Source organism: Pseudomonas kilonensis, from assembly GCF_001269885.1.
GTDB lineage: Bacteria > Pseudomonadota > Gammaproteobacteria > Pseudomonadales > Pseudomonadaceae > Aquipseudomonas > Aquipseudomonas kilonensis.
The window spans coordinates 23,181-44,559 of record NZ_LHVH01000035.1 but is presented as its reverse complement, the minus strand read 5'-3'; the positions used below and the strand labels follow the sequence as shown (position 1 = coordinate 44,559).

Here is a 21,379-nt window from a genome sequence, read left to right as displayed (position 1 = left end):
GTTGGTCCGACAGGATAACCTTTGCGTCAGACGTCCGGAGGCGAAAACGGGATCAAAGATGAATGACGGCCAGGTCCAGGCGACCATAGTCGCCTTCGGCTTGTTCGCTTCTGGGGGGCACGTGATGGGTTTTCATCACTTGGTCGCCTTGCAGGGTTTCCAGGTGGATGTCGAAACCCCAGAGGCGATGCAGGTGCTTGAGCACTTCGTCGGTGGAGTCGCCCAGTGGTTTGCGGTTGTGCGCCTGGTGCCGCAGCGTCAGCGAACGATCCCCGCGGCGGTCAATGCTGTAGATCTGCACATTGGGCTCCCGATTGCCCAGGTTGTACTGCGCCGCGAGGGTTTCGCGAATGATGCGGTAGCCGCCCTCGTCGTGAATGGCAGGTACCAGCAGGTCATCTTTCTGATCGTCATCGAGGATGCTGAACAGTTTCAGATCGCGGATCACCTTGGGCGAAAGGTACTGCAGGATGAAGCTTTCGTCCTTGAAGCTGCTCATGGCGAATTTAATGGCGGACAACCAGTCCGAACCGGCGATTTCCGGGAACCAGTGACGATCTTCCTCGGTAGGGTTTTCGCACATGCGCCGGATGTCGCGGTACATGGCGAAACCCAGTGCGTAGGGGTTGATACCGCTGTAGTACGGGCTGTCGAAGCCGGGCTGGAACACCACGCTGGTGTGGGACGTCAGGAACTCCATCATGAAGCCGTCGGTGACCAGGCCTTCGTCGTACAGGTCGTTCATCAGCGTGTAGTGCCAGAACGTGGCCCAGCCTTCGTTCATCACTTGGGTTTGGCGCTGTGGATAGAAATACTGGGCGATCTTGCGCACGATGCGCACGATTTCCCGCTGCCAGGGCTCCAGCAACGGCGCATGTTTTTCAATGAAATAGAGAATGTTCTCCTGGGGCTCGGCAGGGAAACGGGCATTGTCTTTTTCGTTGTACTTGTCTGCACCCTTGGGAATGGTGCGCCACAGATCGTTGATCTGTTTTTGCAGGTGCTCTTCGCGATCCTTCTGGCGCCGGCGTTCCTCTTCGGCGGAAATCGGGTAAGGCCGCTTGTAGCGGTCCACGCCGTAGTTCATCAGGGCGTGGCAGGAGTCCAGCAGGTCTTCCACCGCGTCGATGCCGTGGCGTTCCTCGCATTGCATGATGTACTGCTTGGCGAACACCAGGTAATCGATGATCGAGCTGGCGTCGGTCCAGGTGCGGAACAGGTAGTTGCCCTTGAAGAAACTGTTGTGCCCATAGCAGGCGTGCGCCACCACCAGTGCCTGCATGCAGATGGTGTTTTCTTCCATCAGGTAGGCGATGCAGGGGTCGGAGTTGATGACGATCTCATAGGCCAGTCCCATCTGGCCGCGGCTGTAGGATTTTTCGGTACTGAGGAAGTGCTTGCCGTAGGACCAGTGGTGATAGCCCAGCGGCATGCCGACTGACGCGTAGGCGTCCATCATCTGCTCGGCGGTGATCACCTCAATCTGGTTCGGGTAGGTGTCGAGGGCATAACGGTCCGCGATACGGCTGATTTCGCGGTCGTAGGCCTTGATCAGCTCGAACGTCCATTCGGAGCCGGTGGAAATGGGCTGGCGCTTCTGCTCTTTTTTGGCGGTCATGTCACTAACCTGCGCTGGAAGAGTTCACGGAAGACCGGGTAGATATCCCCGGCCGAGACCAGTTGCTGTTGGGCAAATGTGTCGGAAAAAGCTTCGGCAATTCGTTCGTATTCGTACCACAAGGCCTGGTGTTCGCGTGGAGTAATCTCCACATAAGTGTAGTACTGGACGAACGGCATGATCTGGTTGATCAGGATGTCGCGGCAGATCGGTGAATCGTCGTTCCAGTTGTCGCCGTCCGACGCCTGGGCCGCATAGATGTTCCATTCGTTGGCTGGGTAGCGTTCGGCCATGATCTCTTGCATCAGCTTCAGGGCGCTGGAGACAATGGTGCCGCCTGTCTCCCTGGAATAGAAGAATTCCTCTTCGTCCACTTCCCTGGCGCTGGTGTGGTGGCGGATGAACACGACATCGATCTTGTCGTAGTTCCGTTTCAGGAACAGGTACAACAGGATGAAGAAGCGCTTGGCGATGTCCTTGGTGGCCTGGGTCATGGAGCCGGACACGTCCATCAGGCAGAACATCACCGCCTTGGAGCTGGGGTTTGGCTGTTTCACCAGCAGGTTGTACTTGAGGTCGAACGTGTCGAGGAACGGTACGCGGTGGATGCGGGCGCTGAGTTTCTCGATTTCCGCTTCAAGGTCCTGAATGTCGCCGAAATTGTCGGGTTCTTCGCGTTTCAGGCGGGCCAGTTCTTCCTTGACCTCGCGCAGTTTTGCCCGGCTGCTGCCCGACAACGCGATGCGCCGGGCGTGGGCTGAACGAAGGGTGCGGATGATGTTGATGCGTGACGGATTGCCTTCATTGCTGATACCAGCACGCACGGTCTTGAAGGTGTCGGTGCCGGTCAGGTTACGCTTGACCAGGTTCGGCAGCTCCAGGTCCTCGAACATGAACTCCAGGAATTCCTCCTGGGTGATCTGGAACACGAACTCATCCATGCCTTCGCCGGAGTTGCCGGCCTTGCCGGGGCCCTTGCCGGCGCCTCCGCCCTGGGGACGGGGGATGTGCTCGCCACTGGTGAACTCCTTGTTGCCAGGGTGCACGACGGTCTGTTTGCCGCCGCGACCATGGTGGAGCACCGGCTCGTCGATGTCGCGGCCGGGGATGCTGATCTGTTCGCCGTGTTCCATGTCGGTAATGGAACGCCGGCTGACCGCCTCTTCGACGGCCTTCTTGATGTGGTCACGGTAACGCCGCAGAAACCGCTGGCGGTTCACCGTGCTCTTGTTCTTGCCATTAAGGCGTCGGTCGATCACATAGCTCATAGGCCCCTCCGGGGGAGCTTCAAGTCGTAAGCCTCAAGCTGCAAGGGGCGTGGCGTCGAGCCATGGGCTCAACGCCGTTCCCTTGCAGGCTGTAGCTAGAAGCTTGCCGCTGCTTACTGCGATTTCCGGACCCGCAGATACCACTCGGAGAGCAGTCGTACCTGTTTGTCGGTGTAGCCACGTTCGACCATGCGTGTGACGAAGTCGTTGTGTTTTTGCTGGTCCTCCTTGCTGGCCTTGGCGTTGAAGCTGATGACTGGCAGCAGGTCTTCGGTGTTGGAGAACATTTTCTTCTCGATGACCACCCGCAGCTTTTCATAGCTGAGCCAGGTTGGGTTCTTGCCGTTGTTGTTGGCCCGGGCGCGCAGTACGAAGTTGACGATCTCGTTGCGGAAGTCCTTCGGATTGCTGATGCCCGCCGGTTTCTCGATTTTTTCCAGTTCCTCGTTGAGGGCCACGCGATTGAGTATCTCGCCGGTTTCCGGGTCGCGGTATTCCTGGTCCTGGATCCAGAAGTCTGCGTACAGCACGTAGCGGTCGAAGATGTTCTGGCCGTACTCGCTGTAGGACTCCAGGTACGCCGTCTGGATTTCCTTGCCGATGAACTCGATGTAGCGCGGGGCCAGGTATTCCTTGAGGAAACGCAGGTAGCGCTCGCGGGTTTCGGCCTGGAATTGTTCCTGCTCGATCTGCTGTTCCAGCACATACAGCAGGTGAACCGGGTTGGCCGCGATCTCGTGGGGGTCGAAGTTGAAGACCTTGGACAGGATCTTGAACGCGAAACGTGTGGATAGCCCGTTCATCCCTTCATCAACCCCCGCGTTGTCGCGGTATTCCTGGATCGACTTGGCCTTCGGATCGGTGTCCTTGAGGTTTTCACCGTCGTACACACGCATCTTCGAATAGATGTTGGAGTTTTCCGGCTCCTTGAGACGCGACAGCACCGTGAACTGGGCCAGCATCTTCAGGGTGTCGGGGGCGCAATGAGCCTTGGACAGCGAACTGTTGAACAGCAGCTTGTCGTAGATCTTCACCTCGTCGGTCACGCGCAGGCAGTACGGCACCTTGACGATGTAGATCCGGTCGATGAAGGCCTCGTTGTTCTTGTTGTTGCGGAAGGTATGCCATTCCGACTCGTTGGAGTGAGCCAGCAGGATGCCGGTGAACGGAATGGCCCCCAGGCCCTCGGTGCTGTTGTAGTTACCTTCCTGGGTGGCGGTCAGCAGCGGGTGCAGCACCTTGATGGGCGCCTTGAACATTTCGACGAATTCCATCAGGCCCTGGTTGGCCCGGCACAGCGCACCCGAATAGCTGTAGGCGTCGGCGTCGTTCTGCGGGAATTCTTCCAGTTTGCGGATATCGACCTTGCCCACCAGGGCGGAAATATCCTGGTTGTTTTCGTCACCCGGCTCGGTCTTGGCCACCGCGATCTGGTTGAGGATCGACGGGTAGAGCTTGACCACCCGGAACTGGCTGATGTCGCCGCCAAATTCGGCCAGGCGCTTGGTCGCCCATGGCGACATGATGGTACTGAGGTAGCGGCGTGGAATGCCGAAGTCTTCCTCGAGGATCGCGCCGTCCTCGGTGGCGTTGAACAGCCCCAGGGGCGATTCGAACACCGGCGAGCCCTTGATGGCGTAGAAGGGCACTTTTTCGATCAGTTGCTTGAGTTTTTCGGCCAGGGACGATTTACCACCACCCACGGGGCCGAGCAGATAGAGGATTTGCTTCTTCTCTTCCAGGCCTTGGGCGGCGTGGCGGAAATAGGACACGATCTGGTCGATGCATTCTTCCATCCCGTGGAAGTCCTCAAAGGCCGGATAGCGGCGAATCACTTTGTTGGAGAAAATCCGCGAAAGCCTCGAGTTGGCCGAGGTATCCAGCAGCTCCGGTTCTCCGATTGCCAGCAACAGACGCTCCGCAGCCGATACATAGGCGCTGCGGTCCTGCTTGCAGAGTTCGAGGTATTCCTGCAGCGAGTATTCCTCCTGCCGCGTGGACTCGAAACGTTGCTGGAAGTGGCTAAAAATGCTCATGACGTCACCTCGCTCGATACGTGGAGCCGGTGTCGGATCAATCAGTCGATGCTGGACAGCCGCTGGGAACCCAGTTGCCGTTTACCCCCCAGAATGCTTCCAAGCATGCAGGCTCTTGAAAGCTGACTCCCGATGACCCGCGCGCCGGTGTACCGGCTCTCCCCTGTTTTGGATGGCCTGAGGCTAAGGATAGTTCGGAATCGCGGAGGTAAAGGTGGAATACGTAATTAGTTATGGCAGACCGTTCGTCTGCCATCGCTCAAGCCCACGGTTCACGCGGGCTTGGACGGCTTAAAAAATTATTCGTGTTTGTCTTGCGCTGTTTCTGAAGGATAAGTCGCACGCCACAACTCGAAACCACCGTCCAGGCTGTAGACGTCGCTGAAGCCCTGGCTGACCAGATAGGCGGCTGCGCTCTGGCTGGAGTTACCGTGATAGCAGACCACGACGGTAGGTGCATCGAGGTCGGCGGCCCGGATGAAGTCGGCGATGGAGTGGTTATCCAGGTGCCTGGAACCGCTGATGTGCAAAGCCGAAAAGGTGGCTGGGTCGCGAACGTCGACGACGACCGCGCCTTGCTCGCGCAGGGCCTGGGCTTGTTCCGGGGGGATGCGTTTGAATTCAGTCATGAGGGCTCCTTTAGCGCTGAGGCGCAACGCCGGTCAGACGGCAGTGCCGGCCGGCAATGGTGCAGTGGTCAGGTGATGGGTTCTGGCGTGGCCCTGTTCGTCGCAATCGCAATGCAGTTGCTCGCCCGTGTCGACGTTCATCAGCGTCATGGCGCTGCCCCACACGCAGCCGGTATCGAGGGCGAAGACGCCGGGCTCGTCGCATTGACCTCCCAGTGCCGCCCAGTGCCCGAAAATGATCTTCAGGTTACGGGTCTTGCGCTCACCGTGCTTGAACCAGGGGGCATAGCCGGGCGGTGCGGTCTCGATGCCTTCCTTGCCCTTGAGGTCGAGCTTGCCGTCGCGGGTGCAGAAGCGCATGCGCGTGAAATAATTGGTGATGATGCGAAGACGGGCGCTGCCGGTGAGGTCGTTGTCCCACTTGATCGGCTCGTTACCGTACATGCCGTCCAGGTAAGGGGCGAACAGATTGTCGTCGCGCAATGCGTGTTCGACTTCGCCAGCGCACTTGAGCGCCTTGCGCAGGGACCATTGGGGCGGGATGCCTGCATGGACCAACGCCAGGTTGCGCGCCTCGTCGTAGTGCATGAGCTTTTGCTGGCGCAACCACTCCAGCAGCTCAACGCAATCGGGGGCCGCGAGTATTTCGTTCAGGGTATCGGATTTTTTCAGGCGTTCGATGTTCTGCCAGGCGGCCAGCAGATGCAGGTCGTGGTTGCCGAGCACGCACACCAGCGACTGGCGGATGCCGTAGAGAAAGCGCAGCGTCTCAAGGGACTGAGGGCCACGGTTGACCAGATCGCCCACCAGCCACAGCGTATCTTTTTGCGGGTCGAAGGCGACGCGCTCCAGCAGGCATTTGAGCGGGTCGAGGCAGCCTTGCAGGTCGCCGACCGCATACGTGGCCATTAGTGCAGGGCTCCGGGCACGGCCAGGCGAAAGGGCTTGATGACGGCGTCGAAGCGTTTGCCGTCCTCGGCCAGCATCTGGTAGGTGCCCTGCATGGTGCCGACCTTGGTCGTCATCACCGTGCCGCTGCTGTAGCTGTGGCTTTTGCCGGCGTCGATCAACGGCTGCTGGCCGACCACACCTTCGCCACGCACTTCTTCGACATGGCCATCGCCGTCGGTGATGATCCAGTGCCGCGACAGCAGCCTGGCCGGCAAGGAGCCGTTGTTGCGCACGGTAATGCTGTAGGCGAAGGCGAAGCGGTCATGCTCGGGTTGCGACTGTTCTGCCAGAAAACGGGTGGTGACGCTGACGTCGACCTGATAACGAGGATCGGACATGCAAAAAGGCCTTAAAAGCGAAGCGGGACGCGGGCGCGACTCAGGAGATCAGTCTAGGCCAGATATCGGGTAGTAGACCAGATTGGTGTACTGCCCGATAGCCATCGTCACCCGTTCAGTTGGCGTCGACTTGCGGGGCGACCTGTTCGCTGAGCTTGTCGGCCAGGCGCACGAAAGCGGCAAGGTCCAGCTGCTCGGGGCGCAGGCTGCCATCGACGCCAGCGGCTTCGATTTCAGTGCTGCTGAGCAGAAGTTTCAAGGTGTTGCGCAAGGTCTTGCGGCGCTGGTTGAACGCTTCGCGCACCACCCGCTCCAGTAGGCGGTGATCCTTGGCCGGGTGCGGCAGGACGGCATGGGGCACCAGTCGGACGATGGCCGAGTCGACTTTCGGCGGCGGGTTGAATGCGCCTGGGCCGACGTTGAACAGGTGTTCGACCCGGCAATGGTACTGGACCATGATCGACAGGCGACCCCAGTCACCACCGCCAGGGCCGGCGGCGAGGCGCTCGACCACTTCTTTTTGCAGCATGAAGTGCATGTCGCGGATCAGGCCGGCATTGCTCAGCAGGTGGAAGATCAGCGGCGTGGAGATGTTGTACGGCAGGTTTCCCACCACCCGCAGGCTGTTCGGCGCGGCGTTCAGGCTATTGAAGTCGAACTTCAGCGCGTCGCCCTGGTGCAGGCTGAAATTGCTCCTGCCGGCGAATTGCTGGTTGAGGATCGGGACCAGGTCCTTGTCCAGTTCCACCACGTCCAGTTGCGCGCCGCTGTCGAGCAGGCCCTCGGTCAGGGCGCCCTGGCCCGGGCCGATTTCCAGCAGGCGATCGTCGGGCTTGGCCCGGATGGAGCGCAGGATGCGATCGATCACGCCGGCGTCATGCAGGAAGTTCTGGCCGAAGCGCTTGCGCGCGCGGTGTTGGTATTGCTCGGTCATAAATGAGTCTCGGCCATCTGGTAGGCGGTTTCCAGCGCGACGTGCAGGCTGCCGGTATCGATCTTGCCGCTGCCGGCCAGGTCCAGGGCAGTGCCATGGTCCACGGAGGTGCGGATGATCGGCAGGCCCAGCGTCACGTTGACTGCCGCGCCGAAGCCTTTGTACTTCAGCACGGGCAGGCCCTGGTCGTGGTACATCGCCAGCACCGCGTCGCAGTGCTCCAGATATTTTGGGGTAAACAGAGTGTCGGCAGGCAGCGGGCCACGCAGGTCCATGCCCTCGCTGCGCAAGCGCTCCAAGGTAGGTTCGATGATGTCGATTTCTTCACGGCCCAGGTGTCCGCCTTCACCGGCATGGGGATTGAGCCCACAGACCAGGATGCGTGGCCGGGCGATGCCGAATTTTTCCTGGAGGTCGGCGTGCAGGATGCGCGTGACCCGTTCCAGGCGTTCCGGGGTGATGGCGTCGGCGATGTCGCGCAAGGGCAGGTGAGTGGTCACCAGGGCCACTCGCAGGCCACGGGTGGCGAGCATCATCACCACTTGCGCGGTGTGGGTCAGGTCCGCCAGGAATTCGGTGTGCCCGGAAAAGGCAATCCCGGACTCGTTGATCACACCCTTGTGCACCGGTGCGGTGATCATACCTGCGAACGATCCGTCCAGGCAGCCTTCGCCTGCGCGGGTCAGGGTTTGCAGGACGAACGCGGCGTTGGCCTTGTCCAGCTGCCCGGTGACGACTGGAGCACCCAGGGGGGTATCCCAGACATACAGACTGTTGGCGGGCGCCGGGACGTCCGGCCAGGCCTGCGGTGTCACGGGTAACAGGTCGACGACCACCCCCAGCTGCGCGGCCCGCTCAAGGAGCAGGTCGCGACTGGTGATGGCAATCAGGGGATGTGGCTGGGCTTGCGAGGCGAGCAGCAGGCACAGGTCGGGACCGATGCCGGCTGGTTCGCCGGGTGTCAGCGCGAAACGCTTGGGTTTCACTGCGCTGCCTGGTCTGCACCAGGAAGTTTGATTTCAACGTAGGCTTCGTCGCGAATCTGACGCAGCCAGGTTTGCAGTTCTTCGTCGTATTTGCGGTTGCGCAATACGGTCATCGCCTGCTGTTCACGAGCCTGGGTGGTGCTGTCGGTGGCGCGGCGGCCAAGGACTTCCAGCACGTGCCAGCCATAAGGGCTCTTGAACGGCTTGGACAACTGGCCTTGCGGCGTATCGGCCATGACTTGGCGGAACTCTGGAACCAGTGCATTGGGGTCAACCCAGTTCAGGTCGCCGCCGTTGAGGGCCGACCCCGGGTCTTCCGAGAAACTCTTCGCCAGTTCAGCGAAGTCTTCGCCCGCTTCGATGCGGTCGTAGAGTTTCTCAGCCAGGCGCTTGGTCTCGGCTTCGCTGCGAATCTCGCTGGGCTTGATCAGGATGTGGCGAACATGCACTTCGTCACGGACCTGGGTTCCACCACCGCGCTTCTCCAGCACTTTCAGGATGATGAAGCCGCCTGGCGTACGCGCAGGCTGGGTGATGTCGCCCACGGCCATGGCGCTCAGTTCGCGGTCGAACGGAGGCGGCAGTTGAGCGGGCTTGCGCCAGCCCATGTCACCGCCTTCCAGGGCGTTGTCGCTGCCCGACTTGGCAATGGCCATCTGGCCGAAATCAGCACCTTGCTTGAGCTGCTGGTAGACATCCATCGCCTGGCGATAAGCGCTCTGGATCGCTTCGGAGTTGGCGCTTTCCGGGGTCGGAATCAGGATGTTCGCCAAGTGCAGTTCTTCGGAAAGCTGCATCTTGCCCAGGTCGGAAGCGAGGAAGTTCTTCACTTCCTGCTCCGACACCTGGATGCGTTCGGCTACGCGGCGCTGACGCACACGGCTGATGACCATTTCGCGGCGGATCTGGTCGCGGGCGTCCTCGTAGGAGAGGCCGTCGCGAGCCAGGGCGGCGCGGAATTGGTCGATGCTCATGTTATTGCGCTGGGCAATGGTGCCGACGGCCTGGTTCAGTTCTTCATCGGTGATGCGGATGCCGGAACGTTCGCCGATCTGCAGTTGCAGGTTTTCGACGATCAGGCGTTCGAGCACTTGCTGGTCCAGCACGCCTGGAGGCGGCTGGCCACCGCCGCGCTTGGCGATGGTTTGCTGCACTTCATGGACGCGCTGGTCCAACTGGCTCTGCATGACCACGTCGTTGTCGACAATGGCCACCACTTTATCGATGGACTCTACCGCGGCGTTGGCCGCGGTACCCAGGAACAGCGCGCCCAGCATCAGCGGGCGCAGACAATCAGAAAGCTTGGTCTTCACGTTCACGATAACCTTGGATGCCTTTGTCGAGGAAGCTCTCTACCTTGGCGCCGGTCAGGCCGCCGAGTCCCTTCAGAACAATTTGGAGGAAGATGCCGTGGTCGCCTTTTTCGTTTTCCGGGGCGGCTTGACTGAACTCTTCATAGTCGACCCAGTAACGGTTGATCAGGCGCAGTTTCCAGCAGCAGTTGTCGTATTCGAAACCACCGAAGGCTTCCAGGGTACGGTTGCGGTTGTAGTCATACTGCCAGCGACTGATCGCGTTCCACTGCGGCACGATCGGCCAGATGACCGAGAAGTCGTGCTGCTTGATCTTGTAGTAGTCCTTCACGTAGCCAGGTGTACCTGGCGTACCGTAGTCGCCGCCGCCCACTTGCCATGTACCGGTAGCTTCGTCGTAACGGACCTGATCGTTGCGATAGCGATAGCCAGCATTGATAACCTTGTTCGGGTTGTCTTCAGGCTGATAGTGGAACATCGCGCTGCCCGAGCGAGGGCTGTGGGTGTCAGGGTCCCAGTTGTAGGTAGCTGTGGTTCGCCAGTCGCGGTTCCAGCGGAATTCGTACTCCAGTGCGTATGGAGATACGTCTGACTTGGCATCTTCACGCGTGTTGAAGTCGATGCCTGGTAGTTGAACTTCGCGGTCCTTGAAGTAAAAGGCCTGGCCGACGCTGACGCGCTGGCGCTCGAAACCGTTTTCCTGGATCCAGCGGCTGGTCACGCCCAGGGAAAGTTTGTTCTCGTCGCCGACACGGTCGGAGCCGGTGAAGCGGTTATCCCGGAACAGCGAGGAATAGCTGAAAGTCGATTCGCTGGTATCGAATACCGGAATATCGCTCTGATCCTTCTCCGGTACATAAAGATAGAACAGGCGTGGTTCCAGGGTCTGGCGATAGTTGGTGCCGAACCATTGAGTATCACGGTCAAAATACAAGCCGCTGTCGATGCTGGCGATTGGAACGCCACGGCTCTGGCTGCTGCTGTACGTGCCGCGTAGGCGATCCAGTTCTGCGGTCTGCCCAGCGATATCGCCTTTGCCTTCGCCGTCCAGATCCAGATCATATTGGGTGTACTGGTACTTGAGCGATGGCTTGATATAGCCATAACTTGCGTTCATCGGCAGGCTGATGACAGGCGCCAGGTTCAGACGATTGCCATTTGCCCGGGCAAGGCCCCAAACCCGGGTATCCAGCCACGGTGTCGTGACGCCATCTTTATCACTATAGAGGCCGTCGCGCAGATTTCGATCAAATCGCACCAGCTCGGTCTTGTAGGCGAAATCCAGGCCGTACGGATGCTGAGGCAGCTCACCGTTGAACGTGATCTGAGGCAGGCGGTTATAAGGCGTGATCTTCGAAATCGTCGCCATCTGGTAAGCCTGGGCATTCACGCGGGCAACATAGTTGTCGCCCCGATAGCTGACGGCTCCTTGCTGGTTCACATAGTCCTTGGACTCGACACCGATCTGGTCGGTCTGCAAATCCTGGAAGTAGTAAGGATCGCTGATCTTGGTGTAGTCGACTTCCGTCAGCACGCGCGAATCGAGCCCGCCCTTGTGCTGCCAGTTGTACATGTAGCGGGTCTTGCTGTAGTCGGACTGCTTGTTGCGCTCGTCTTCTTCATCGTTGAGGTACGCCGCGCCGAACTGACCTTCGCTGGACTTGGTCAGGTAGCGGAATTCGCCTTCCATCAACAGGCCATGCTTGCTCATGTAGCGCGGGTACAACGTGGCATCGTAGTTCGGCGCCAGGTTGAAGTAGTACGGGGTGACCAGCAGGAAACCGGTGTCGCTGCCGCTGCCGATGGTCGGCGGCAGGAAGCCGGACTGGCGACGATCGTCGATCGGGAAGTAGATGTACGGCGTGTACAGGACCGGGAAGTCCTTGACCCGCAGCGTCACGTTGGTCGCGGTACCGAAGCCGGTGGCCGGGTTCAGGGTGATGTTGTTGCCCTTGAGCGTCCAGGCGTTGCTGCCCGGTTCGCACGTGGTGTAGGTACCGTCCTTGAGGCGGATGATCGCGTTCTCGGCGCGTTTGGCGTACAGCGCGTTACCCCGGATACGCGACTTGTGCATCACGTATTCGGCGTTGTCGACCTTGGCTTCGCCGGTGTCCAGCTGTACATCGGCGTGGTCGCCGACGATCAGCGCACCGTTGTCGCGCACCCGCACGTTGCCACTCAGCTCACCGCGGTTCTCGGCCTGGTACAGGCTGGCCTCGTCGGCCTCGACCTGCATGCTGCCCTGGCGCATGACCACGTCACCGGCCAGGGTCGCCACCTGTTCTTCCTGCTGATAGCGTGACGCCTTGGCGCCGAGGAAGGTGGGGGCGTCGCTCTTGGCCGTCTTGTCGTTCATGCCAGGACGCGTCGGCTCGATATAGGCCCCTGCACAGTAAGGGCCGGTTTCAGCCAATTGCGCCGGGGTGAGGTTCTCCCGTGGAACCCAATCCAGGTGACTGTAGTCTGCACTGCGTGACTTCAGGCCACGGCCCTTGGCTTCGGTAACGAGCATCGGCTTTTCGCCGGCTTCCTCGCCCGAGCTGCTGTCGGCCGCCGCTGCGCCGCTGTCGGAAACCGCACTGCCGTCATGCACGGGACGCGGCGGCAACGCGGCGGCCGGTGTCTTGGGTGCACAGTCCCAGGCACCCGAAGCGGAGACGGAGCAGTCATACTGCTGCGCCGCGACGACGAATGAAGAGGCCAGGGGTTGCAGGGCCAGCAGACTGCCGGTGACCAGCAACGGAAATTTTTTACGAAACGCGGGGGATTTCAATGCCATCTTATTAGTCCGGGCTTCCTGCGTGCCATCTGCCCGCGGTGTGGGCCGCACGCCTCTCGATGGTCTGAAAAAGATGCTGGATAATAAAGCATGACCCGCTTGACGGCTAGCGCCGTCGGAGACCCTTGCAATGCCCGACCAAGATGTACGCTTGCAACACCTGAAAGTTTGGCTCGATGAACAACTGCCGATCCTTTTCACTCAACAGGGCTGGGGCGTCGTACCCCCGGCCACGTTGACCGCCGCCAGCAGTGACGCGAGTTTTCGGCGTTATTTCCGCTGGGAAGGCGAGGGTCGCAGTTTGATCGTAATGGATGCGCCACCGCCCCAGGAAAACTGCAAACCCTTCGTGGATATTGCTTTTTTGCTGGCGAAATCTGGCATTAACGTGCCAAAAATTTATGCCGAAGACCTCGAACGCGGCTTTCTTTTGCTCAATGACTTGGGCAACCAGACCTATCTGGACGTGATCACCGGCGAAAATGCCGACGATTTATTCCGCGATGCCCTGCAAGCCTTGTTGGCTTTCCAGCAACTGCCGATGGTTGCGCCGTTGCCGAGCTACGATGTCGCGTTGCTGCGTCGGGAGCTGGAATTGTTCCCCGAGTGGTACGTCAAGCGCGAGCTGGGTATCGAATTGGATTCGGCCCAGCAGCAACTCTGGCAGCAGGCCAGCGAGCTGCTGATCGACAGTGCCCTGGCCCAGCCCAAAGTACTGGTGCACCGCGACTACATGCCGCGCAACCTGATGCTCAGCGTGCCGAACCCCGGCGTGCTGGATTTTCAGGATGCGGTCTATGGCCCCGTCACCTACGACGTGACGTGTCTGTTCAAGGATGCCTTCCTCAGTTGGCCCGAGGCGCGTGTGCGCGGCTGGCTGGAGAGTTACTGGCAGCAGGCCGGCGCCCTCGGCATTCCCGTCCAGCCGGATCTCGAGGACTTCCTGCGGGCCAGCGACTTGATGGGCGTGCAGCGCCATCTCAAGGTCATCGGGATCTTCGCGCGCATTTGTCATCGTGACGGCAAGCCACGTTACCTCGGCGATGTGCCGCGTTTCTTTGCTTATATAGAAGCGGTCATTGCCCGTCGTCCGGAACTGGCACCGCTCGATGAACTGCTGGGCAGCCTGCGGCAATCGGCCGGAGCAACGGCATGAAGGCGATGATCCTGGCGGCGGGCAAGGGCGAACGCATGCGCCCCTTGACCCTTACCACGCCAAAACCGTTGATTCGCGTCGGTGGTGTTCCCTTGATCGAATACCACTTGCGGGCGCTGGCGCGGGCCGGGTTCACCGAGATCGTGATCAATCACGCCTGGCTCGGTCAGCAGATCGAAGATCACCTGGGGGACGGCTCACGGTTTGGCGTGAACATTCGGTTTTCCCCCGAAGGCGAGCCGCTGGAAACCGGTGGTGGAATCTTCCGGGCCTTGCCGCTGCTGGGCGATGAAGCGTTTGTGGTGGTGAATGGCGATGTCTGGACCGACTACGATTTCAGTGCTTTGCGCCGGCCGCTCGAAGGGTTGGCGCATCTGGTGCTCGTCGATAATCCCGAGCATCACCCAGGCGGCGATTTCGTCCTGGTCGACGGAAAGGTTCACGATAGGCACGCGCCTGCCGACAACCTGACCTATAGCGGCATTGCCGTCCTGCACCCGCGGTTGTTCGACGGTTGCTCGGACGGTGCGTTCAAGCTCGCACCGCTGTTGCGCGCGGCCATGGCCGAGGGGCGCGTCAGTGGCGAGCACCTCAAAGGGCATTGGGTCGATGTCGGCACCCATGAACGTTTGGCGCAGGTCGAAACCTTGATAGAAGCGAGCGGTTGATATGTGGTGGCCAGGGACTCTGATTGGAGCCGGGGCGGGCTTTGCCATAGCCAGCATCCCGGGGGCCATGCTTGGGGCGTTGTTGGGACAGGCACTGGATCGGCGCCTGAACCTGCAGGGCTGGGCGCAGGTACGTGAGCGCCTGGGGGGACGTCCGGCGTTACGCAACGATGAGTTGTTGTTTGTATTGCTCGGGCGTCTGGCGAAAAGTGATGGGCGTGTGGTCGATGGCCACATCCAGCAGGCTCGTCAGGAAATGCGTGCGCTGGACTTGAGCGAATCGGCGCAGCGCCGGGCGATCGCGGCGTTCAACCGGGGCAAGTCCGGAAACGATCGCTTGCGCGGTTACATGCGTCGCCTGGCCGTCCAGCCCCATGCGGCTGAAGGGGTATTGCGCGCGTGTTGGCGGATGGTCTGGGCCGATGGGCGTGCCGGTGTCGCCGAGCGAGAACTGGTGACTCAGTGGGGCCGGTGGCTGGGCTGGACGCCGCAACAGGTCCAGGCGCTGGCGGCTGATTACGAGCCGCAGAAACTGTCGCGGCCCAACAGTGGCGTGACCTACCAGGAAGCAATGCGCTTGCTGGGGGTTTCGGCCACCAGCGAACCGTCGCAGATCAAGCGCGCTTATCGTCGCCTGCTCAGCCGTCATCACCCGGACAAGATTGCCGGCAGCGGGGCAACGCCCTTGCAGGTGCGTGAAGCCACCGACAAAACCCGAGAGCTGCATAACGCCTATCGACTGATTCGCGAGCGGCGGGATTTTCGCTAGCCCACTGCCCCCTGTGGCGAGGGAGCTTGCTCCCGCTCGGCTGCGGTAGGAGCTGCCGAAGGCTCGGGCCGCGCTCGGACGATCTTTTGATCTTGATCTTTCGCTTGATATTCAACTGGTCTTGGAAAGATCGCAGCCTCGCTTCGCTCGGCAGCTCCTACAGCGCGGTCCAGCGGGAGCAAGCTCCCTTGCCACGGTGAAGGGGGCAGAGCCAGCCCTTACTCCCCCGTCTTCTGCGGATTCAACCAACCCCGAACCCGACGAAACAGCTGCTCTTGCTCCGCCGCCTGGTTCGGCAGGGCCTTGAGGGACACCTGGCTGAAGGTCGAGCCTTTCAAGCGTTTGCTCGCCTGCAAGCGCTCCAGCGCCGCGTTGCGATCCAGCGGCTTGTCCATGTAGAAAATGTCGGCGGTCGCCAGTTTCAAGGTCGGGGTCAGTTCGGCCAGGGCGGGCTTGGCGGTAACCGGGGGTTGGGCGGCCACCATCACGAAGCGTTCGACTTGCGAGGGCTGCCTCTCACTCAAGTAACGTGCTGCCCAATAGGCGCCGGTACCATGGCCCAGCAACACGATGCGGCGTGCGCTTTGCTGTTCGGCGTAGGCCAGCGCGGCATCGATACGGGCGAAAATGCGCTCGGCGTCGGCCTTGGCGTGTTCTTCATCGGTTGGGGCAACGACTGGATCTGTCGCATCGGCTTCGCCACCGGCGACCTGTTCGATCGGTGCCGCAGTGGTGGCGTCCGGTGCTGCGGCAGCGGTGTCGGCCGGCTTGGTCTCAGGTGGTGCTTGCACCACGCGCGGTGCAATGACGTCGCTTTGCAGGTCCGGCAGGGTGATACTCAGGCTGCTCCATTCAACATCGGGCAACTTTTTCCGCAAAGGGCCGATAACTTGAGGCCAGTCAGCTGTTTCGCCAGCACCGGGGATTATGATGACTGCGCCCCTGGGATCACTGGTATTGGCCGGTTTCCACAGCGCCAGGAAGGTATCGCTGCCAGTCTGCAACTGTTGCTGTTCCAGGACCGGGACTTTTCGTTCAAGTGCGCTCGCTTCTTCCTGGCTACGCTCGAGCAAAGGCTGGCGCTCGACGGGTTTTTCTTCGGCAGGTTGCTCGGCGGCGGGGGCCGTTTCGCTGGCCCGTACAGAAAAGGCACTTGGCAGGATCAGCGACAGGCACAATGCTGGCAACGCCAGGCGATAAACAGAGGGCATCGGATATTCCATGACCAGAAGTATTTCCGGCAGCCTAATGGGTTGGTCAGTATTTGTCAGTGCATGAGACTTCGATGATGCGTTTTTGCTGCCTGTGGGTTATCGGCTGTTTATGGCTTCCCTTGATGGCGTGGGCCGCGCCCGCGCCGTCGGCGCACGGGGTGCAATTGAATGCAGGGCAGCGCCAATGGCTGGTGCAACATCCGCAATGGCGGGTTGGCCTGGTGTTGCAGGCGCCCTATGCGCAATACGACCGGCGCTTGCAGCGTTTGTCCGGCACCAACGTCGAGTTGATGCAATGGCTGGGCAAGGCGTTGAACGTCGAGCTGACCTGGCGCAATTTCCAGGACGTGGCGCAACTGGAAGCCGCGGTACGCGCCGGCGAGGTGGACATTGCTCCGGGCCTGACCCAATCCCCGGGCGGGCTCAAGCTCTGGCAGTTTTCCGATCCCTATATGCGCGTGCCGCAATTGATCGTCGGCGCGCAGAAGGGGGCCGAAGGGGTGGAGTTGGAAAAACTCGACACCCAGGCCCGGGTCGCGGTGCGCATGCCCAGCGCCATAGCCGATTACTTGCGCAGCAACTACCCGGCGCTGAATCTGCAAGGTGTGCCGATGGAGCGCGAAGCCCTGCAATTATTGCTGACCCAGCAGGCCCGATATGCGGTGGTCGACGAGGCACAACTCGGGCGGCTGATGGTCGAGCCCGAATTCGCTGAGCTGGCGGTAGTGGGCGACATTGGCCTGCCGCAGTTGCTGCGGGTTGCCACGCGCCGGGACTGGCCGGAACTGGCCGAGATCATCGACAGCGGTTTGCAGGCGATCCCGGCCAAGGATCTGGAGCAACTGCACAGCCGTTGGCTCAAGCCAAAATACCCACGCCTGACCGAGACCCCGGGCTTCTGGCAGAACCTGACCCTGTTGATTCTGGTTCTACTGCTCAGCAGCATTGCCATCGTGTTCTGGCAGCGCCGCCAGCAACGCGCACTGGAGCGCCGTCTGCGAGCCGCGAAGGAGGACATCGTCCAGCGCGCTGCCAGCGAAGAAGCCTTGCGCCTGACGCAGTTTTCCATCGATCAAAGCACGGTCGGCATCCTCTGGGTCAATTGGGACAGCCACGTGCGTTATGCCAACCGAGCGGCTGAAACCATGCTCGGCTACGCCTCGGGCGCGATCATTGACCGCCCTTTGATCGACTTCGAGCCGGGCTTGCACATGGATCGCTGGCTGAACCTGTGGAAGCGCGCCCGGGCCAGTGACGACGGGCCGCAGAGTTTCGAGACCGAATGCGTGCGAGCCGATGGCAGCATCCTGCCGGCTGACGTTTCCCTGAGCTTCCTGCGTTTTCGCGACGCCGAATACCTGGTGGTCTACCTCAACGACGTGACCGAACGCCGACGTGCGCTGGCGGCGCTACGCGAAAGCGAAGCGCGGTTGCAAGGCATCGCCGCCAATGTGCCAGGCCTGGTCTTTCGCCTGGAGCGGGCGCCGGTGACCGGCCAGATCGACTTTGCCTACATCAGCGAGGGCAGCGAAAGCCTGGTGGGTTATTCCCCCGCGACCTTGGCCCGCAGCGACACCGGGCTGCGCAGCCTGGTGCACCCGCAGGACAAGGCCGATTACCACCGTACCCAGGACCAGGCGCTGGACACTGACAGTGACTGGTCATGGCAGGGCCGCATCCTGACCCGCGAAGGCCAGGAGCGTTGGGCCGAGATCAAGGCGATCACCCGTCGTCTGGAAGATGGCGCCTACGTTTGGGACGGAATCGTCTGGGACATCACCGAAAGCAAGCGCATCGAGCTGGAACTGGCCAGCTCCCGGGAGCAGTTGCGCGAGTTGTCGGCGCACCTGGAAAGCGTGCGGGAAGAGGAGAAGGCGCGCATCGCCCGGGAGGTCCACGATGAGCTGGGTCAGATGCTGACGGTGTTGAAGCTTGAAACGTCCATGTGTGAATTGGCCTACGCACAACTTGATCCGGGCCTGCATGAGCGGCTTAACAGCATGAAGCGCTTGATTGCCCAGCTGTTCCAACTGGTGCGGGACGTGGCGACGGCCTTGCGCCCGCCGATCCTGGATGCGGGCATTGCCTCGGCTATCGAATGGCAGGCCCGGCGTTTCGAGGCGCGTACGCAGATCCCATGTCTGGTGCAGGTGCCGGACAACCTGCCGCCCCTGAGCGACGCCAAGGCCATTGGCCTGTTCCGGATTCTCCAGGAAGCGCTGACCAACGTGATGCGCCATGCCCAGGCGCATACTGTAGAGCTGACGCTGGTTCAGGACGACGACGAATTGTGTCTGACCGTCAGCGACGACGGTGTAGGATTTATTGCCGATACGGGTCGGCCAACCTCCTTTGGCCTGGTCGGCATGCGTGAACGGGTGTTGATCATGGGCGGGCAGTTGACCCTGGAGAGTGAGCCGGGGGAGGGGACGACCCTGTCGGTGCGGGTGCCGTTGCAGGAGGCCTGATGGGGTGGGTTGCCTGGGCGGGCCCAATCGCGAGCAAGCTCGCTCCCACATTGATTGAGATGTAGATACACCCTGTGGGAGCGAGCTTGCTCGCGATGAGATCCTGAATCTGGAGAACAATGTGATCCGTGTACTGGTAGCCGAAGACCACACCATCGTCCGCGAAGGCATCAAGCAGTTGATCGGCCTGGCCAAGGATCTGGTGGTGGTGGGGGAGGCGAGCAATGGCGAACAGTTGCTCGAAACCTTACGGCATGTGCCCTGCGAAGTGGTGCTGCTGGATATTTCCATGCCGGGCGTCAACGGCCTGGAGGCGATCCCACGGATCCGGGCGCTGAACAATCCGCCGGCCATCCTGGTGCTGTCGATGCATGACGAGGCGCAAATGGCCGCCCGCGCCCTGAAGGTCGGCGCCGCCGGCTACGCGACCAAGGACAGCGACCCGGCCTTGCTGCTCATGGCGATTCGCAAGGTCGCGGCTGGCGGGCGCTACATCGACCCGGACCTGGCCGACCGCATGGTCTTTGAAGTCGGCCTGACCGACACGCGACCGCTGCACTCGCTGCTGTCCGAGCGTGAATTCTCAGTCTTCGAACGCCTGGCCCAGGGCGCCAACGTCAACGACATCGCCCAGCAACTGGCCCTGAGCAGCAAGACCATCAGCACCCACAAGGCGCGGCTGATGCAGAAGCTCAACATCACCTCATTGGCGGAACTGGTGAAGTATGCGATGGAGCACAAGCTGCTCTAAGCCCGCCCACCATCCTTACTGTGGGAGCGGGCTTGCTCGCGAAGGCGGTCTGACATCCAACACATGTGTCGACTGATACACCGCCTTCGCGAGTAAGCTCGCTCCCACAGGGGAATGCGTTGGCATATCCATTTGCGACAAGCCCCAACAGCGCCTTTTGCCCCTACTTGCGGCTTGCCGCTTAAAACGCGCCACTGCATTTACCCAATCCCGCCATCCCTGTAGGGCAATCCCTACCCCGACTCTTCCATCCCGCTGAGGTGATTCTCTCCTGCGTCCCGATTTGCGTGGACCCCAGGCTCCACTAGGCTTGACTCACAAGCAGTCATCAATACAAAAGGTGCGGGTATGAGCCAGGTCGATTCAAGCGCGGGGGCCAGTGATGTACTGGTCAGCTTTCGTGGTGTGCAAAAGAGCTACGACGGCGAGAACCTGATCGTCAAAGACCTCAACCTGGATATTCGCAAAGGCGAATTCCTGACCCTGCTCGGGCCTTCCGGCTCTGGCAAGACCACCAGCCTGATGATGCTCGCCGGGTTTGAGACCCCAACCGCCGGTGAGATTCTGCTGGCCGGGCGCTCGATCAACAATGTGCCACCGCACAAGCGCGACATCGGCATGGTGTTCCAGAACTACGCCTTGTTCCCGCACATGACCGTCTCCGAGAACCTTGCCTTCCCGCTGACCGTGCGTGGCCTGAACAAGAGCGACGTGAGCGATCGGGTCAAGCGCGTCTTGAGCATGGTCCAGCTGGACAGCTTCGCCCAACGCTACCCGGCGCAATTGTCCGGCGGCCAGCAACAACGGGTAGCCCTGGCCCGGGCGCTGGTATTCGAGCCGCAGCTGGTGCTGATGGACGAACCCCTGGGTGCGCTGGACAAGCAGCTTCGCGAGCACATGCAGATGGAAATCAAACACCTGCACCAGCGTCTTGGCGTGACAGTGGTCTACGTGACCCATGACCAGGGCGAAGCCTTGACCATGTCCGACCGCGTGGCGGTGTTCCATCAGGGCGAGATCCAGCAGATCGCCCCGCCGCGCACCCTGTATGAAGAGCCGAAAAACACCTTCGTCGCCAACTTCATTGGCGAGAACAACCGTCTCAACGGTCGTCTGCACAGTCAAACCGGCGAGCGCTGCCTGGTGGAGCTGGGACGCGGTGAAAAGGTCGAGGCGCTGGCGGTGAACGTCGGACAGCCCGGCGAGCCGGTGACCCTGTCGATCCGCCCGGAGCGGGTGAGCCTCAACGGCGCAAGCGAACAATGTGTCAACCGCTTCTCAGGGAGGGTGGCGGAATTCATCTATCTGGGCGACCACGTCCGGGTTCGCCTGGAAGTCTGCGGCAAGACCGACTTCTTCGTGAAACAGCCGATTGCCGAGCTCGATCCCGGGCTCGCCGTCGGGGACGTGGTTCCGCTTGGCTGGCAAGTCGAGCATGTGCGTGCGCTCGATCCCCTTCTAGAGGCGAATTGATCGCCCCCTGCTGTACCAACACCAACCC

General features: G+C 60.9%; 17 protein-coding genes. 6 read left to right on the top strand and 11 right to left on the bottom strand.

What is annotated here, in order from left to right:
• Positions 1-52: 52 nt before the first annotated feature.
• The 10 genes from AD662_RS25635 to AD662_RS25590 all read right to left on the bottom strand — a co-directional run bounded on the left by AD662_RS25635 (position 53) and on the right by AD662_RS25590 (position 12,852).
• A complete protein-coding gene (locus tag AD662_RS25635) occupies positions 53-1,618 on the bottom strand; it encodes a SpoVR family protein (protein WP_018607233.1) in 1,566 nt (521 codons plus the stop codon).
• Entirely contained in the window at positions 1,615-2,886 is a 1,272-nt protein-coding gene (locus tag AD662_RS25630; RefSeq protein WP_018607231.1) for a YeaH/YhbH family protein, read from the bottom strand. The genes AD662_RS25635 and AD662_RS25630 overlap by 4 nt, the downstream gene beginning before the upstream one ends.
• Positions 2,887-2,999: 113 nt before the next feature.
• Entirely contained in the window at positions 3,000-4,922 is a 1,923-nt protein-coding gene (locus tag AD662_RS25625) for a PrkA family serine protein kinase (RefSeq protein WP_018607229.1), read from the bottom strand.
• Positions 4,923-5,221: 299 nt separating this feature from the next.
• Positions 5,222-5,551, bottom strand: coding sequence for a thiosulfate sulfurtransferase GlpE (glpE, locus tag AD662_RS25620; protein WP_053189954.1), 330 nt, complete (start codon positions 5,549-5,551; stop codon positions 5,222-5,224).
• A gap of 33 nt (positions 5,552-5,584) precedes the next feature.
• A complete protein-coding gene (locus tag AD662_RS25615; protein WP_053182515.1) occupies positions 5,585-6,460 on the bottom strand; it encodes a symmetrical bis(5'-nucleosyl)-tetraphosphatase in 876 nt (291 codons plus the stop codon).
• Entirely contained in the window at positions 6,460-6,840 is a 381-nt protein-coding gene (gene apaG, locus AD662_RS25610; RefSeq protein ID WP_003206172.1) for a Co2+/Mg2+ efflux protein ApaG, read from the bottom strand. The genes AD662_RS25615 and apaG overlap by 1 nt, the downstream gene beginning before the upstream one ends.
• 115 nt (positions 6,841-6,955) lie before the next feature.
• The gene (gene rsmA, locus AD662_RS25605) at positions 6,956-7,774 is read right to left on the bottom strand and encodes a 16S rRNA (adenine(1518)-N(6)/adenine(1519)-N(6))-dimethyltransferase RsmA (RefSeq protein WP_018607222.1); all 819 of its coding nucleotides are present in this window, start codon (positions 7,772-7,774) and stop codon (positions 6,956-6,958) included.
• Positions 7,771-8,760: a 4-hydroxythreonine-4-phosphate dehydrogenase PdxA gene (pdxA, locus tag AD662_RS25600; protein ID WP_018607220.1), complete on the bottom strand. Its 990-nt coding sequence runs from the start codon at positions 8,758-8,760 to the stop codon at positions 7,771-7,773. The genes rsmA and pdxA overlap by 4 nt, the downstream gene beginning before the upstream one ends.
• Positions 8,757-10,073: a peptidylprolyl isomerase gene (locus tag AD662_RS25595; protein ID WP_018607218.1), complete on the bottom strand. Its 1,317-nt coding sequence runs from the start codon at positions 10,071-10,073 to the stop codon at positions 8,757-8,759. Before AD662_RS25595 ends, pdxA begins: the two co-directional genes overlap by 4 nt.
• Positions 10,054-12,852 (bottom strand): LPS-assembly protein LptD, encoded by a 2,799-nt coding sequence (locus tag AD662_RS25590; RefSeq protein WP_053189953.1) that lies wholly within the window; start codon positions 12,850-12,852, stop codon positions 10,054-10,056. The genes AD662_RS25595 and AD662_RS25590 overlap by 20 nt, the downstream gene beginning before the upstream one ends.
• Before the next feature lie 130 nt (positions 12,853-12,982).
• Between AD662_RS25590 and AD662_RS25585 the strand changes: the two genes are divergently transcribed.
• The 3 genes from AD662_RS25585 to AD662_RS25575 are packed head-to-tail and all read left to right on the top strand — an operon-like array spanning position 12,983 to position 15,445.
• Positions 12,983-14,008, top strand: a complete 1,026-nt coding sequence (locus tag AD662_RS25585; RefSeq protein ID WP_053182506.1) for an aminoglycoside phosphotransferase family protein — start codon at positions 12,983-12,985, stop codon at positions 14,006-14,008.
• A complete protein-coding gene (gene murU / locus AD662_RS25580) occupies positions 14,005-14,676 on the top strand; it encodes an N-acetylmuramate alpha-1-phosphate uridylyltransferase MurU (protein WP_018607213.1) in 672 nt (223 codons plus the stop codon). Before AD662_RS25585 ends, murU begins: the two co-directional genes overlap by 4 nt.
• 1 nt (position 14,677) lies before the next feature.
• On the top strand, positions 14,678-15,445 hold the full coding sequence (locus AD662_RS25575; protein ID WP_024616728.1) for a TerB family tellurite resistance protein: 768 nt from the start codon (positions 14,678-14,680) through the stop codon (positions 15,443-15,445).
• Between the two features lie 218 nt (positions 15,446-15,663).
• On the opposite strand, the gene AD662_RS25570 is transcribed toward AD662_RS25575, so the two are convergent.
• Positions 15,664-16,656 carry an alpha/beta hydrolase family protein gene (locus AD662_RS25570; protein ID WP_053189952.1) on the bottom strand — a complete coding sequence of 331 codons (993 nt, stop codon included), beginning with the start codon at positions 16,654-16,656 and terminating at the stop codon, positions 15,664-15,666.
• Positions 16,657-16,730: 74 nt separating this feature from the next.
• On the opposite strand from AD662_RS25570, the gene AD662_RS25565 reads away from it, so the two are divergent.
• From AD662_RS25565 to AD662_RS25555, 3 genes are all read left to right on the top strand, one after another.
• On the top strand, positions 16,731-19,127 hold the full coding sequence (locus tag AD662_RS25565; RefSeq protein WP_024616726.1) for a PAS domain-containing sensor histidine kinase: 2,397 nt from the start codon (positions 16,731-16,733) through the stop codon (positions 19,125-19,127).
• A 121-nt stretch (positions 19,128-19,248) separates the two neighbouring features.
• Complete coding sequence (locus AD662_RS25560; RefSeq protein WP_003206156.1) at positions 19,249-19,878, top strand: response regulator; 630 nt, start codon at positions 19,249-19,251, stop codon at positions 19,876-19,878.
• A gap of 348 nt (positions 19,879-20,226) precedes the next feature.
• Positions 20,227-21,351 carry an ABC transporter ATP-binding protein gene (locus AD662_RS25555; protein WP_024616725.1) on the top strand — a complete coding sequence of 375 codons (1,125 nt, stop codon included), beginning with the start codon at positions 20,227-20,229 and terminating at the stop codon, positions 21,349-21,351.
• Positions 21,352-21,379: the final 28 nt, after the last annotated feature.